This is a genomic window from Kaistia adipata DSM 17808 (assembly GCF_000423225.1).
GTDB classification, from domain to species: domain Bacteria; phylum Pseudomonadota; class Alphaproteobacteria; order Rhizobiales; family Kaistiaceae; genus Kaistia; species Kaistia adipata.
This window is the reverse complement of the sequence record NZ_KE383992.1, coordinates 487,803-501,859: the sequence shown is the minus strand read 5'-3', so window position 1 is coordinate 501,859 and position 14,057 is coordinate 487,803. Positions and strand designations below refer to the sequence as shown.

The 14,057-nt window shown below is 68.2% G+C and carries 14 protein-coding genes; 4 read left to right on the top strand and 10 right to left on the bottom strand.

The genetic code is table 11. From position 1 onward, the window contains the following. Positions 1–59 precede the first annotated feature (59 nt). The 3 genes from hemW to rph are packed head-to-tail and all read right to left on the bottom strand — an operon-like array spanning position 60 to position 2,585. Positions 60–1,217, bottom strand: a complete 1,158-nt coding sequence (hemW, locus tag G539_RS0122575) for a radical SAM family heme chaperone HemW (protein ID WP_029077224.1) — start codon at positions 1,215–1,217, stop codon at positions 60–62. 4 nt (positions 1,218–1,221) lie between these two features. Continuing rightward, positions 1,222–1,872, bottom strand: coding sequence for an RdgB/HAM1 family non-canonical purine NTP pyrophosphatase (rdgB, locus tag G539_RS0122570; RefSeq protein ID WP_051231936.1), 651 nt, complete (start codon positions 1,870–1,872; stop codon positions 1,222–1,224). Next, entirely contained in the window at positions 1,872–2,585 is a 714-nt protein-coding gene (gene rph / locus G539_RS0122565; protein ID WP_029077222.1) for a ribonuclease PH, read from the bottom strand. Before rph ends, rdgB begins: the two co-directional genes overlap by 1 nt. A gap of 175 nt (positions 2,586–2,760) precedes the next feature. Between rph and hrcA the strand changes: the two genes are divergently transcribed. Both hrcA and G539_RS0122555 read left to right on the top strand, forming a co-directional pair. Further along, entirely contained in the window at positions 2,761–3,819 is a 1,059-nt protein-coding gene (hrcA, locus tag G539_RS0122560; RefSeq protein ID WP_029077221.1) for a heat-inducible transcriptional repressor HrcA, read from the top strand. An 81-nt stretch (positions 3,820–3,900) separates the two neighbouring features. After that, a complete protein-coding gene (locus G539_RS0122555) occupies positions 3,901–4,872 on the top strand; it encodes a complex I NDUFA9 subunit family protein (RefSeq protein WP_029077220.1) in 972 nt (323 codons plus the stop codon). Between the two features lie 84 nt (positions 4,873–4,956). Here G539_RS0122555 and G539_RS0122550 read toward each other — a convergent pair whose 3' ends face one another. Next, positions 4,957–5,763, bottom strand: coding sequence for an undecaprenyl-diphosphate phosphatase (locus tag G539_RS0122550; RefSeq protein ID WP_029077219.1), 807 nt, complete (start codon positions 5,761–5,763; stop codon positions 4,957–4,959). Between the two features lie 157 nt (positions 5,764–5,920). Here G539_RS0122550 and G539_RS0122545 point away from each other — a divergent pair, with 157 nt between their 5' ends. Both G539_RS0122545 and queG read left to right on the top strand, forming a co-directional pair. Then, positions 5,921–6,613: a glutathione S-transferase family protein gene (locus G539_RS0122545; protein WP_029077218.1), complete on the top strand. Its 693-nt coding sequence runs from the start codon at positions 5,921–5,923 to the stop codon at positions 6,611–6,613. Then, positions 6,610–7,773: a tRNA epoxyqueuosine(34) reductase QueG gene (queG, locus tag G539_RS27455; RefSeq protein ID WP_425402377.1), complete on the top strand. Its 1,164-nt coding sequence runs from the start codon at positions 6,610–6,612 to the stop codon at positions 7,771–7,773. The genes G539_RS0122545 and queG overlap by 4 nt, the downstream gene beginning before the upstream one ends. Before the next feature lie 25 nt (positions 7,774–7,798). Here the strand turns inward: queG and G539_RS0122535 are convergent, their stop codons facing one another. From G539_RS0122535 to dnaK, 6 genes are all read right to left on the bottom strand, one after another. Then, positions 7,799–8,419 (bottom strand): 2,3-bisphosphoglycerate-dependent phosphoglycerate mutase, encoded by a 621-nt coding sequence (locus tag G539_RS0122535; protein ID WP_029077216.1) that lies wholly within the window; start codon positions 8,417–8,419, stop codon positions 7,799–7,801. 21 nt (positions 8,420–8,440) lie between these two features. After that, complete coding sequence (gene dapB, locus G539_RS0122530; RefSeq protein WP_035832282.1) at positions 8,441–9,253, bottom strand: 4-hydroxy-tetrahydrodipicolinate reductase; 813 nt, start codon at positions 9,251–9,253, stop codon at positions 8,441–8,443. A gap of 67 nt (positions 9,254–9,320) precedes the next feature. Beyond that, positions 9,321–10,028 carry an orotidine-5'-phosphate decarboxylase gene (gene pyrF, locus G539_RS0122525; RefSeq protein WP_029077214.1) on the bottom strand — a complete coding sequence of 236 codons (708 nt, stop codon included), beginning with the start codon at positions 10,026–10,028 and terminating at the stop codon, positions 9,321–9,323. Positions 10,029–10,174: 146 nt separating this feature from the next. Then, entirely contained in the window at positions 10,175–10,771 is a 597-nt protein-coding gene (locus tag G539_RS0122520; RefSeq protein WP_029077213.1) for a class I SAM-dependent methyltransferase, read from the bottom strand. Between the two features lie 70 nt (positions 10,772–10,841). Continuing rightward, a complete protein-coding gene (dnaJ, locus tag G539_RS0122515) occupies positions 10,842–11,975 on the bottom strand; it encodes a molecular chaperone DnaJ (protein ID WP_029077212.1) in 1,134 nt (377 codons plus the stop codon). Between the two features lie 113 nt (positions 11,976–12,088). Beyond that, entirely contained in the window at positions 12,089–13,990 is a 1,902-nt protein-coding gene (gene dnaK / locus G539_RS0122510; protein ID WP_029077211.1) for a molecular chaperone DnaK, read from the bottom strand. Positions 13,991–14,057: the final 67 nt, after the last annotated feature.

The following is a 14,057-nucleotide window of genomic DNA, read 5'->3' as shown; positions in this document are numbered from 1 at the left end:
GCAGAGGCCCAAACCCTCGCCCGCTGGCGGGAGAGGGTAGGGTGAGGGTCTTGCTTGTCTTACGCCGCGAGGTCGGCGACGACGGCGTCCAGCACGAACGAACCGGAGCGGGTGCAGCGGATGCGGTTCTCGTCGATCTGCTCGACCATGCCATGCGCGATCAGGTCGCCCAGCCGGCGCGGGTCGAGGTCGCGGCCGGAGATCGCCCGGTAGCGGCGCAGATCGATGCCCTCGATCAGGCGCAGCCCCATCAGGAGCATCTCGTCGCCGGCTTCCTCGGGGTTGAGGATGTCGTCGGTCTCGATGCCGTCGCCCCAGGATTCGACGCGCGCCAGCCATTGCTCGGGCTCGCGCGTGATCGCGGTGGCGTGGCGGCGGCCGTCGATCACCAGCCTGCCATGCGCGCCGGGTCCGATGCCGGCATATTCGCCATAGCGCCAATAGACGAGATTGTGCCGGCATTCGCCGCCGGGCACGGCGTGGTTGGAGATCTCGTAGGATGGGCGGCCGTGCTGCTCGCAGACCTCCTGCGTGATCTCGAACAGCGTCGCGGCGGTGTCCTCGTCCGGGATCGCCAGCTTGCCGGCCTTGTAGAGCTTCTCGAACATCGTGCCCGGCTCGATGGTGAGCTGGTACAGCGACATGTGGTCGGAGGCGCGCTCCAGCGCCTTGAGCAGCTCGGCGCGCCACATCTCCGGCGTCTGGCCGGGGCGGGCGTAGATCAGGTCGAAGGAGAGGCGCGGGAAGGTGGCGCGCGCGATGTCGATGGCGCGCATCGCCTCCTCGACATTGTGGATGCGGCCGAGCGCCTTCAGATCGGCGTCGTTCAGCGCCTGCACGCCGAGCGAGACGCGGTTGACGCCGGCGGCGCGATAGCCGCGGAAGCGTTCCGCCTCGACGCTGGACGGGTTCGCCTCCATCGACACCTCGACGTCGGGCGCGACGTTCCAGGCGGCGCCGATGGCGTCGAGGATGGTGCCGACCGTCTTCGGGTCCATCAGCGACGGCGTGCCGCCGCCGAGGAAGATCGAGTTGACCGTCTTGCCGGGCGACTTGGCGGCCATCGTCTGGATCTCGGTGACGAAGGCTTTCGCGAAACGCTCCTGATCGACCCCCTGATGGCGGACATGCGAGTTGAAGTCGCAATAGGGGCACTTGGCCGCGCAGAACGGCCAGTGCACATAGACGCCAAATCCGGGCTCGATCGGGGCGGTCATCGGCTCACGCCCCGAGCTCGGCGCGGGCGAACAGCGCGAAGGCGCGGGCCCGGTGCGACAGCGCGTCGGTACGCCCGGCCGACCAGCCATGCTTCTCGTCGGCAACCATCTCGCCGAAGGTCCGCTCATGGCCTTCCGGCAGGAAGGCGGGATCGTAACCGAAGCCCAGTTCGCCGCGCGGCGGCCAGACCATGGTGCCGTCGATCTCGCCGCGATAGTAGCGCGTCGTGCCGTCCGGGAAGGCGAGGCAGAGCACGGCGACGAAGCGGGCGGTCCGCTTGTCGGGCGTCACGGCGCCGGCCTGCTGCAGCTTCTCCTCGACATTGCGCATGGCGCGGGCGAAATCGCCGTCGGGCGCCGCCCAATCGGCCGAATAGACGCCGGGATCGCCGCCGAGCGCGTCGACGCAGAGGCCGGAATCGTCCGACAGCGCCGGGAAGCCCGACGCCGTCGCGGCGGCGTGCGCCTTGATCGCGGCGTTCTGCTCGAAGGTATTGCCGGTCTCGGGCGGCACGGGCAGGCCCAGCTCGCCGACCGAGATCACCTTGAGCCCGAACGGCGCCAGCAGGCCGGCGAATTCGCGCAGCTTGCCGGCGTTGTGGGTGGCGATGACGAGCGTGTCGCCCGCCGACAGGCTGTGTTCGGGCTTTGTCATCAGAGGATGGCCAGCTTCTGCAGTTCGACGAGGTCGGCGATGCCGCCCTTGGCGAGCTGCAACATGGCGGTGAGCTCCGCTTCGGTGAACGGCTTGCCCTCGGCGGTGCCCTGGATCTCGACGATGCCGCCGCCGCCGGTCATGACGAAGTTGGCGTCGGTCTCGGCCTCGGAGTCCTCGGCATAGTCGAGGTCGAGCACCGGCGTGCCGCGATACATGCCGACCGAGACGGCGGCGACGTGATCGCGGATGACCTTCGGGCCGACCATGTCGCGCGCCTTCATCCACTGCACGCAGTCATAAAGCGCGATCCAGGCGCCGGTGACCGAGGCCGTGCGGGTGCCGCCATCCGCCTGGATCACGTCGCAGTCGATGGTGATCTGCTTCTCGCCGAGATGGACGAGGTCGACCACGGCGCGCAGCGAGCGGCCGATCAGGCGCTGGATCTCCTGGGTGCGGCCCGACTGCTTGCCGACCGCCGCCTCGCGGCGCATGCGGTCGCCGGTCGCGCGCGGCAGCATGCCGTATTCCGCCGTCACCCAGCCCTTGCCCGAGCCGCGCAGCCAGGATGGCGGCTTCTCTTCGAGGCTGGCGGTGCAGAGCACATGCGTATCGCCGAATTTCACCAGGCAGGAGCCTTCCGCGTGCTTGGCAACGCCGCGTTCAAGCGATACCGCACGCAGGGCGTCCGCGGCGCGTTTCGAAGGTCGCATTGTGGGTATCCTGATTGTTTCGTTGGTCCGCTTGTACAGGCCGCCGGCGCGAAACGTAAAGCCCCGCTTGAACCGGCCGCGGAAATCGACACTTAATCAAGGAGATCGCGGAAATCCGCGCCCCGCAACGAGAGGACCCGCAGTCGTGACCGCCGAGCGCAGGACCCCAGAAGCGATGTCGTCGGCGCTCGCCGCGCTCGACCAGCGCTCGCGCGAGATCTTCCGGCGCATCGTCGACAGCTATCTCGAGACCGGCGAGCCGCTCGGCTCGCGCAACCTGGCCCGCATCCTGCCGATGGCGCTGTCGCCGGCCTCGGTGCGCAACGTCATGGCGGATCTCGAAGGGCTCGGGCTGATCTATTCGCCGCATACCTCCGCCGGCCGCCTGCCGACCGAGAGCGGGCTGCGCCTGTTCGTCGACGCGATGCTCGAGGTCGGCGACCTGACTTCGGACGAACGGCGCGCCATCGAGAGCCGGGTCGCCGGCGGCGGCGCCGGCCGCAGCGTCGACGACGTGCTGTCGGAGGCCGGGCGCATGCTCTCCGGCCTGTCGCGCGGCGCCGGCGTCGTGCTGGCATCGAAGAGCGACCAGCGGCTGAAGCATATCGAGTTCGTTCGGCTCGAACCGACGCGGGCGCTGGTCGTGCTCGTCGGCGAGGACGGCTCGGTCGAAAACCGGCTGATCGACCTCGATCCCGGCACGACGCCGTCGAGCCTGGTCGAGGCGACCAACTATCTCAACATGCATCTGCGCGGCCGCAGCTTGGCCGAGGCGAGGGCCGAGCTCAACCGCCGCCAGCAGCAGGCGCGTGCCGAGCTCGACCAGCTGACGGCGCGCCTGGTCGATGCCGGCCTCGCGAGCTGGGTCGAGGCGAGCGGCGGCCGGCCCGACACGCTGATCGTGCGCGGCCAGGCCAACCTGCTCGACGATGTTCGCGCGGCGGAGGATCTGGAACGCATCCGCCTGCTGTTCGACGATATCGAGACGCAGCGCGAGCTGGTCCGCCTGCTCGGCAGCGCCGAGGAGGGCGAGGGCGTGCGCATCTTCATCGGCTCTGAGAACAAGCTGTTCTCGCTGTCCGGCTCGTCGCTCGTCGTCTCGCCCTATCGCGACAGCGAGAGCCGCGTCGTCGGCGTGCTCGGGGTGATCGGGCCGACGCGGCTCAACTATGCGCGCATCGTGCCGATGGTCGATTACACCGCCAAGCTGGTCGGGCGGCTGATCGGCCCGTAGGCGCGGACGCGACCCTCTGCCGTCTATACAGCGTCACGGCGAGCCGATATGAGAACCCTTCAAAGATAACGGAGGCGACACATGGCGACGGGTACCGACAAACTGGTCACGGTTTTCGGAGGCTCCGGCTTTATCGGCCGTCATGTGGTGCGCGCGCTGGCCAAGCGCGGCTGGCGCGTCCGCGTGGCGGTGCGCAGGCCGGATCTGGCCGGCCATGTCCAGCCGCTCGGCGCCGTTGGCCAGATCATGCCGGTGCAGGCCAATCTGCGCTATCGCTGGTCGGTCGACCGCGCCATCGAGGGCGCCGACGCCGTTGTCAACCTGGTCGGCATCCTCAGTGAGAGCGGCCGGCAGAATTTCAACGCCGTGCACGATTTCGGCGCCCGCGCCGTGGCCGAGGCGACCCGCGCCGCCGGCATTCCGATCCTGGTGCACCAGTCGGCGCTTGGCGCCGACCTGAAGTCCGAATCCGCCTATGCCCGCAGCAAGGCGAAGGGCGAGGCGGCGGTGCTCGAAACCATGCCGGACGCGGTCATCATCCGGCCGTCGATCGTCTTCGGCCCCGAGGACAGCTTCTTCAACCGCTTCGGCGATCTGGCGCGCATCTCGCCCATCCTGCCGCTGATCGGCGGCGGCGAGACCAAGCTGCAGCCGGTCTTCGTCGGCGACGTCGCCGAGGCGATTGCCCGCGCGGTCGAGGGCCAGCTCGCCGGCGGCACCGTCTATGAGCTGGGCGGCCCCGAGGTGAAGACGTTCCGCGGCTGCATGGAACTGCTGCTCGCCGAGATCGATCGTTCGCCGCTGCTCGTCTCGGTGCCGTGGTCGGTGGCGCATTACGGCGCCACGTTTGCGCAGCTGCTGCCGAACCCGCTCCTGACCGTCGACCAGGTCCGCCTGCTCAAGCACGACAACATCGTGTCGACGCAGGCCGAGTCCGAGGGTCGCACGCTCGACGGCATCGGCATCGTGCCGAGCAACATGGCCGCGGTGCTGCCCTCCTATCTGCAACGCTTCAAGCCGCACGGCCAGTTCGACCACAAGCGCACGGCCTGATCGCCGGCGTGACGCCCCAAAAGAAAAGCCCCCTCCCGGCGTCGGGTGGGGGCTTTTTCTTGGGCGGGTCGATGCCGGCCGGCTTCAGCCGAAGGTGAGTAGCGCGGCGAGGCCGACGGCGCCGACGAGGATGCGCCAGTAGGCGAAGGGCGCGAAGCCGCGCTGGCTGACGAAATCGAGCAGCCGGCGCACGACAAAGACGCCGGCGACGAGGGCGGCGGCGAAACCGGCGACGATGTTCCAGGCGCCGGCCGCCGTGATCTGGTCGTGCGTCTTGTAGAGGTCGTAGGCGAAGGCGCCGACCATGGTCGGCATTGCCAGGAAGAACGAGAATTCGGCGGCCGAGCGCTTGTCGCTGCCGAACAGCATCGCGGCGACGACCGAGGCGCCGGAGCGCGACACGCCGGGGATCATGGCGAGGCACTGCGCCAGGCCGATGCCGAAATAGACGCCGAGCGGAAACTCCGTCGCGTCGTGGTAGCGCGGCCGGAGGTCGAGCCGGTCGACCACCAGAAGCACGAAGCCGCCGAGGATCAGCATGACGCAGATCAGCATCGGGCTCTCGAACAGCACCTGCTTGATGAAGCCGTGCGCGAGCACGCCGATGACGACGGCGGGCAGGAAGGCGAGCAGGATACCGGCGACGAAGCGGCGCGTCTGCGGGTCGCTGGGCAGATCGCGCAGCATCTTAACCAGTCGTCCGGAATAGACCGTCAGAATGGCCAGGATAGCGCCGAGCTGGATCAGCACCTCGAAAGCCCGGCCCGGGCTGTCGAAGCCGAGAAAGTGTCCGGCGAGCAGCAGATGTCCGGTGGAGGAGACGGGAATGAATTCGGTCAGGCCCTCGATCAGGCCGAGGACGAGCGCGTTCAGCAGGCTGTGGAGATCCATCATCGGTCCCAGGCGCGGGGTGGGCGGTCGAAAGCCGCGAATCGGCTTGATACTCGCCACAATCGGGGCCTATATGCGGGCGCTGACGCCGTTCCCGCAATCGCCTTTGCCGCGGCAGAATCGCTTCGCGCCCTCATTTCTCGATCTGCCATAGCCGATGCCGTTTCTTCATCATCACTCGTTTTCTGCCGCCTCGCGTTATGCCCGTCTCGTGCTCTCCGAGTATGACGAGATGGTCGAACTCGTCGAAGAGAAGCCGTGGGTGCGAAACGCCGAGCTTCTGGCCCTGAACCCGGCCGGCACGCTGCCGATCTTTGTTGACGACAATGAGACGGTGGTGGCCGGCGGATCGGTGATCGCCGAATATCTGGTCGAGACCAAGGGCGCCCGCATGGGCGAGGTCCGCCTGATGCCGGAGCACGCCGCCGATCGCGCCGAGGTGCGCCGCCTGGTCGAGTGGTTCTCCGGCAAGCTCAATGGCGAGGTGACGAGCTATCTCGTCAACGAGAAGATCTACAAGCGGCAGATGAAGGCGGGCGAGGGCAACACGTCGCCCGATCCCGCGGCGATCCGTGCCGCGCGCGCCAATGTGCGCTATCATATCCAGTATATCGGCTATCTGGCGGCGCGGCGGAACTGGCTGGCCGGGCGCGAGCTGACGCTCGCCGATTTCGCCGCTGCCGCCGAGATCTCCTGCATCGACTATCTCGGCGAGGTGCCATGGGAGGCGGACGAGGCGGCGAAGGCCTGGTATGCGCGGGTGAAGTCGCGGCCGTCCTTCCGGCCGCTGCTGAGCGACGCGGTGCGGGGCATCCCGCCGGCGGCGCATTACGCCGACCTGGACTTCTGAGCACGCCGACACCCAATTCGCTGACACCGAAGCAGCTGGCGGCCGAGAAGGCGCGGCTCGTCGCCGACGCCCGCGCCGAGGGCTTCGACGTCGTCCGCGTCGCGGCCCCCGACGCCATCCCGCTCGCGCCGGAGCGGCTCGCCGCCTTCCTGGCCGAGGGCCATCACGGCAGCATGGCGTGGATGGCGGAGACGGCCGAGCGCCGCGCCGATCCGCGCGTGCTGTGGGCCGATGTCCGCTCCGTCGTCATGCTCGGCATGAATTACGGCCCCGACCAGGATCCGCGGGCGCTGTCCGGCGAGCCGGAGCGCGGCAACATCTCCGTCTATGCGCGGAACCGCGACTATCACGACATCATCAAGGGCAAGCTGAAGCTTCTCGCCGGGCGCCTCGCGTCGCGCACTGGTGCCGAGGTCAAGGTCTTCGTTGATACCGCGCCGGTGATGGAGAAGCCGCTCGCCGCCGCCGCCGGCCTCGGCTGGCAGGGCAAGCACACCAATCTGGTCTCGCGCGAGTTCGGCTCCTGGCTGTTCCTCGGCTCGATCTTCACGGCGCTCGACCTGCCCGTCGACGCGCCCGAGCGCGACCATTGCGGCAAGTGCCGCGCCTGCCTCGACGCCTGTCCGACGAACGCCTTTCCGGCGCCCTACCGGATCGATGCGCGGCGCTGCATCTCCTACCTGACGATCGAGAATTCAGGCCCGATCCCGCGCGAGTTCCGCGCCGCGATGGGCAATCGCATCTATGGCTGCGACGACTGCCTCGCGGCTTGCCCGTGGAACAAGTTCGCCCGCGCCGCGTCCGAGATGAAGCTGAAGCCGCGGCCCGAGCTGGAGCGGCCGGCGCTCGCCGATCTCGCCGCGCTCGACGACGCGGGGTTCCGCGCCTTCTTCGCCGGCTCGCCGGTCAAGCGCATCGGCCGCGACCGCTTCGTGCGCAACGTGCTGGTGGCGATCGGAAACTCGGCGGAGCCGGCGCTGCTGCCGGCGGTGCGAACCCTGCTCGAAGACCCGGCGCCGGTCGTCCGGGGCGCGGCGGTCTGGGCGCTGTCGCGGCTCGCGCCGGATGAATTCGAGCGGGTGCGGATGGCCGCGCAGGCGGCCGAGAGCGACGAGGCCGTGAAAGAAGAATGGCGGGCCCTGGGACCCGCCATCGGATAGCCGTGGGATCGGCGGCGACGGCCGCTCAGCCCTTCAGGACCTTTTTCTCCGCCACCGTGGTGTCGGCGTTCAGGCGGTAGACGATCGGCACGCCGGTCTCGAGCTCGCGCTCGAGGATCTCGGCAGGCGTCAGGCCTTCCAGCGCCATGATCAGGGCGCGCAGCGAATTGCCGTGCGCCGCCACCAGCACCTTCTCGCCGCGCATGACCGGCGGCAGGATGTTGAAGATGTAGTAGGGCCAGACACGGGCGCCGGTGTCCTTGAGCGATTCACCGCCGGGCGGCGGCACGTCATAGGAGCGGCGCCAGATCTTGACCTGCTCCTCGCCCCACTTGGCGCGGGCGTCGTCCTTGTTGAGGCCCGAGAGGTCGCCATAGTCGCGCTCGTTCAGGGCCCGGTCGCGGATCGTCGTCAGGTCGTCTTGGCCGAGTTCGCCGAGGATCAGCTTCAGCGTGTTCTGCGCGCGGGAAAGTTCCGAGGTGAAGGCGAGACCGAAGGAAAGGTCGAGCGCCTTGAGCCGCTTGCCGGCGGCGGTCGCCTCGGCGACGCCCTGCTCGGTCAGCGCGGGATCGCGCCAGCCGGTGAACAGGTTCTTGAGATTCCACTCACTCTGGCCATGGCGCACCAGCACGAGAAGGCGATCCATACGGAAGGCTCCTTTTTCAGTTCAGTCGGTGAAGCCGAGCACGTCGGCCATGGAATAACGGCCCGGCTTGCGGCCGTGGGCCCAGAGCGCCGCCTTGACGGCGCCGCGGGCGAAGAGGGCGCGGTCCGAGGCGTGATGCGACAGCGTGATCATCTCGCCCTCGCCGGCCAGCATCACGGAATGGTCGCCGATGACGCTGCCGCCGCGCAAGGTGGCGAAGCCGATCGAGCCGCGCTCGCGCGGACCGGTGATGCCGTCGCGCACGCGGACGGAATGCGAGGCGAGGTCGATGTCGCGGCCCTCGGCGGCGGCCTGGCCGAGCATCAGCGCGGTGCCCGAGGGCGCGTCGACCTTGTGGCGATGGTGCATTTCCAGCACCTCGATGTCGAAGTCCTCGTCGAGCGCCTTCGCCGCCTGGCGCACCAGCTGCGCCAGCAGGTTGACGCCGAGGCTCATATTGCCGGCCTGCACGATGACGGCATGGCGGGCGGCGGCGTCGATCGCCGCGTGGTCGTCGACGGAGAGACCGGTGGTGCCGATGACATGGACGATGCGGGCCTGCGCGGCGATCTCGGCAAAGGCGAGCGTCGCGGCCGGCATGGTGAAGTCGAGCACGCCCTGCGCCTTGGCGAAGACCGGCAGCGGGTCGTCGGTGACGGCGACGCCGAGCGGCGGCAGGCCGGCGAGCACGCCGGCGTCCTGGCCGAGGAAGGGCGAGCCCTCGCGCTCGATCGCGCCGACCACGGCGACGCCCTCGGTCTCGGTGACGACGCGGGTCAGCGTCCGGCCCATGCGGCCGGCGGCGCCGACGATGACGAGACCCATATCGGTCATGGCGTATTCCCCCGAAGTTCAGTGCGCATATAGCAGGCCCGTCGCCCGCGCGGGAAGGGGCGGCAGGCTAGATCGCCGAGGCCACCTCGATTTCGGAGAGAATGGCCTTGGCGGCGGCCTTCGGATCGGCCGCCTCGATGATCGGCCGGGCCACGACCAGGTGGTCGGCGCCGGCCTTGATCGCCGCGGCCGGCGTCGCGATGCGCTTCTGGTCGCCGACGATCGAGCCGGCGGGGCGGATGCCGGGGGTAACGATCGCCATGCCGGCGCCGACGACGGCGCGCATGGCGGCGGCTTCCTCCGGCGAGCAGACGATGCCGTTCATGCCGGCGGCGCGGGCGTCGGCGGCGCGGCGGGCGACAAGCTCCGCCGGGTTCGTCGCATAGCCGGCGGCCGCGAGGTCGGCCTCGTCCATCGAGGTCAGCACGGTGACGGCGAGCAGGCGCAGATCGCTCGTGCCCTTGCCCTGCACGGCGGCGCGCATCGCCTTCGGATAGGCGTGGATGGTGCAGAAGTGCATGCCGAGCTTGGCGATGTTCTGCACGGCATGCTCGACGGTGTTGTCGATGTCGAGCAGCTTGACGTCGAGGAAGACCTTCTTGCCCTGGTCGACGAGCCGCTCGGCGAAGGCGAGGCCGCCGGCGAAGCAGAGCTGCAGGCCGACCTTGTAGAAGGTGACGGTGTCGCCGAGCGTCGCGACCATTTCCTCGGCCGCGTCGACGGTGGGCACGTCGAGGCCGACGATCAGGCGGTCGCGAATGTCGAGCAGGGGCATGGTCGAGCCTCTTGGTTCGGCCGCGGGGCGGCGTGTCGTATGAATTCGCGCGCGAGGGCGCGCAGGGCAAGGACTGGCGGCGATTTCCTGGCCGGGGAAGGATCGCGAGGCGTTTCGAGGGCCGCGGCTTCGGCAGGCGGGACGGATCAGTGGGTCCGTCTATAGACCCAGACGCGCGCCGGCGGAACGTTCTTCATCACCCAGCCGGTATGGGTCGTCGAGAAGAGGCTTGGATCGGGCGTGACGGGGGAGGCGAGGCCGTAGGAGAACTGGATGAAGGGCTGGCCGGGGGCAAGCCTGGCGAAGGCCGCCTGGATCAGGGCGCTGCGTCGCGCCGGCGGCTGGGTCAGGAGCGGCAGGCTGGAGATGACGGCGCTGACCGGACCGGACACGCAGCCAGCGAGCGTCCGCTCCAGCGCATAGGCATCCCCCTCGACGATTTTCACCCCCGCGAAGCGTTGTTCGAGCAGGCGGCAGAAATCGGAACTGTATTCGATCGAGACGATCCGCTCCGGGGCGACGCCGCGCTCGATCAGGGCCTGCGTGACGACGCCGGTGCCCGGTCCGAGCTCGATCACCGGCAGGTTGTCGTCCGGATCCACGAAGCTCGCCATCAGCTTGGTCAGCGCCTTGCCGGACGGGCTGACGGCGCCCATCGAGAGCGGCTTTTCAATCCAGTTCCGAAAGAAGCGGACCTCGTCGGCAACACGCGCTTTCAGCTTTCGCTTCTGGATTGAGGACATGGAAGACCCGAATCGTTGTGTGGCCGAACTATGCGCGCTTCATCGCGGCAATCCTGTGACGCCTATCGTGTCAGCCGCCGCCGAAAAAGTCTCGGATTCGGGCAAAGAATCCAGCGGATTCCGGGTTGGTTTCCTCCGAGGAGGCCTTCTCGAACTCCTCGAGCAGCTCGCGCTGGCGCCGCGACAGGTTGCGCGGCGTCTCGACGACGACCTGGATGTACATGTCGCCCATCTGGCTCGAGCGCAGCACGGGCATGCCCTTGCTCTTGAGGCGGAACTGCTTGCCGGTCTGGGTGCCTTCCGGAACCTTGACCCTTGTCTTGCCGCCATCGACCGTCGGCACGTCGAACTGGCCGCCGAGCGCCGCCGTGGTCAGCGAGATCGGCACGCGGCAGAAGATATCGGCGCCCTCGCGCTGGAACAGGCTGTGCGGCTTGACCGACAGGAACAAGTAGAGGTCGCCGGCCGGGCCGCCGCGCAAGCCCGCCTCGCCCTCGCCGGACAGGCGGATACGGGTGCCGTCCTCGATACCGGCGGGAATGTTGACGGAGAGCGTGCGTTCCTGCGTCGTGCGGCCGGAGCCGGCGCACTTGTCGCACGGATCGGAGATGATCTCGCCGCGTCCCTGGCAGGTCGGGCAGGTGCGCTCGATCGAGAAGAAGCCCTGCGCCGCGCGCACGCGGCCATGGCCGTCGCAGGTGGTGCAGACCTTGGGGTGCGAGCCGGGCTTGGCGCCGGTGCCGGAGCAGGCGTCACAGGCGATCTTGGTAGGGACATGCACTTCCGCGGTCTTGCCGGAGAAGGCTTCCTCGAGGGTGATCTCCATGTTGTAGCGCAGGTCCGCGCCGCGCTCGCGTCCGCCGGAACGCTGGCCGCCGCCGCGGCGGCCGCCGCCCATGAACTCGCCGAAGATGTCGTCGAAGATGTCCGACATGGACGAGGAGAAGTCGCCGGAGAATCCGGGACCGCCGCCGCCATTCTCGAAGGCGGCATGACCGAAGCGGTCATAGGCGGCCCGCTTCTGCGGGTCCTTCAGCATCTCGTAGGCTTCGTTGATTTCCTTGAACTTGGCCTCGGCAGTGTGGTCGCCGGGGTTCTTGTCCGGGTGGTACTGCATCGCAAGCTTGCGGAAGGCGACCTTCAGGCCCTTGTCGTCGCAATCGCGCGCGACCCCCAGCAATTCGTAATAGTCAACTTTTGCCATGCAACGCCCGTGGTGAAAGCGAGCCGAAACTCAAGAGTAGAGACACAACGGTGTCGTGCCGTGATAGAGGCCCGGCGCGGGGCGCCGGGCCTCCTGGTTCTTGCGAAGACCGATCAGTTCGACTTCTTGTCGTCGTTGACTTCCTCGAAGTCGGCATCGACGACGTCGTCGGAGCCGGCCTTCTCGGCATTGCCTTCGCTGCCGTCAGCCTGCTGCGCAGCGTACATCGCCTCGCCGAGCTTCATCGAGGCCTGGGCCAGCGTGTTGGTCTTCTGCTCGATGGCTTCCGGATCGTCGCCCTCGAGCGCCGTCTTCAGATCGGCGATGGCGGTCTCGATCGTCGACTTGTCGGCGGCCGAGATCTTGGAGCCGAACTCGCCGAGCGACTTCTCGGTCGAATGCACCAGCGCTTCGCCCTGGTTCTTCGCCTCGACGACGGCGCGACGCTTCTTGTCCTCGGCGGCGTGGCTCTCGGCGTCCTTCACCATCTTCTCGATGTCGGCGTCCGACAGGCCACCCGAGGCCTGGATGCGGATCTGCTGCTCCTTGCCGGTGCCCTTGTCCTTGGCCGAGACGTTGACGATGCCGTTGGCGTCGATGTCGAAGGTGACCTCGATCTGCGGCACGCCGCGCGGCGCCGGCGGCAGGCCGACGAGATCGAACTGGCCGAGCATCTTGTTGTCGGCCGCCATCTCGCGCTCGCCCTGGAAGACCCGGATCGTGACCGCGGACTGGCTGTCCTCGGCGGTCGAGAAGACCTGGCTCTTCTTGGTCGGGATCGTCGTGTTGCGCTCGATCAGGCGGGTGAACACGCCGCCGAGGGTCTCGATGCCGAGCGACAGCGGGGTCACGTCGAGCAGCAGCACGTCCTTGACGTCGCCCTGCAGCACGCCGGCCTGGATCGCGGCGCCCATGGCGACGACTTCATCCGGGTTGACGCCCTTGTGCGGCTCCTTGCCGAAGAACTGCTTCACGATCTCCTGGATCTTGGGCATGCGGGTCATGCCGCCGACCAGGACCACTTCGTCGATCTCGCCGGCGGTGAGGCCGGCATCCTTGAGCGCCGCCTTGCAGGGCGCGACGGTGCGCTGCACCAGATCGTCGACGAGCGCCTCGAACTTCGAGCGGGTCAGCTTGATGGCGAGGTGCTTCGGACCCGAGGCGTCGGCCGTGATGAACGGCAGGTTGATCTCGGTCTGCTGCGCCGACGAGAGCTCGATCTTGGCCTTCTCGGCCGCTTCCTTCAGGCGCTGCAGCGCGAGCTTGTCGTTGCGGAGGTCGATGCCCTGCTCGCGCTTGAACTCGTCGGCCAGGTAGCCGACCAGGCGCATGTCGAAGTCCTCGCCGCCGAGGAAGGTGTCGCCGTTGGTCGACTTCACCTCGAAGACGCCGTCGCCGATCTCGAGGATCGAGATGTCGAAGGTGCCGCCGCCGAGGTCATAGACCGCGATCGTCTTGCCGTCGTTCTTGTCGAGACCGTAGGCGAGCGCCGCCGCGGTCGGCTCGTTGATGATGCGCAGCACCTCGAGGCCGGCGATCTTGCCGGCGTCCTTGGTGGCCTGACGCTGGGCGTCGTTGAAATAGGCGGGCACGGTGATGACGGCCTGCTCGACCTTTTCGCCGAGATAGGCTTCCGCCGTCTCCTTCATCTTCTGCAGGATGAAGGCCGAAATCTGGGCGGGGGAGTACTTCTCGTTCTCGACCTCGACCCAGGCGTCACCGTTCGGCCCCTTGACGATCTTGTAGGGGACGAGGTGCTTGTCCTTCTCGACCATCGGGTCGTCGTAGCGGCGGCCGATCAGGCGCTTCACCGCGAAGAAGGTGTGTTCCGGATTGGTGACCGCCTGGCGCTTCGCCGGCTGGCCGACCAGTTTCTCGCCGTCGTCCGTGAACGCGACCATGGACGGCGTCGTGCGCGCGCCCTCGGCGTTCTCGATGACTTTCGGCGCCTTGCCGTCCATGACGCTGAGGCAGGAATTCGTCGTTCCGAGGTCGATACCGATGACCTTAGCCATATTCTCTCTCCTTTCGGCGGGCCGTGCGGACCCTCTCAGAGGCTTCCGCCGTTCCGGTCGCACCGGG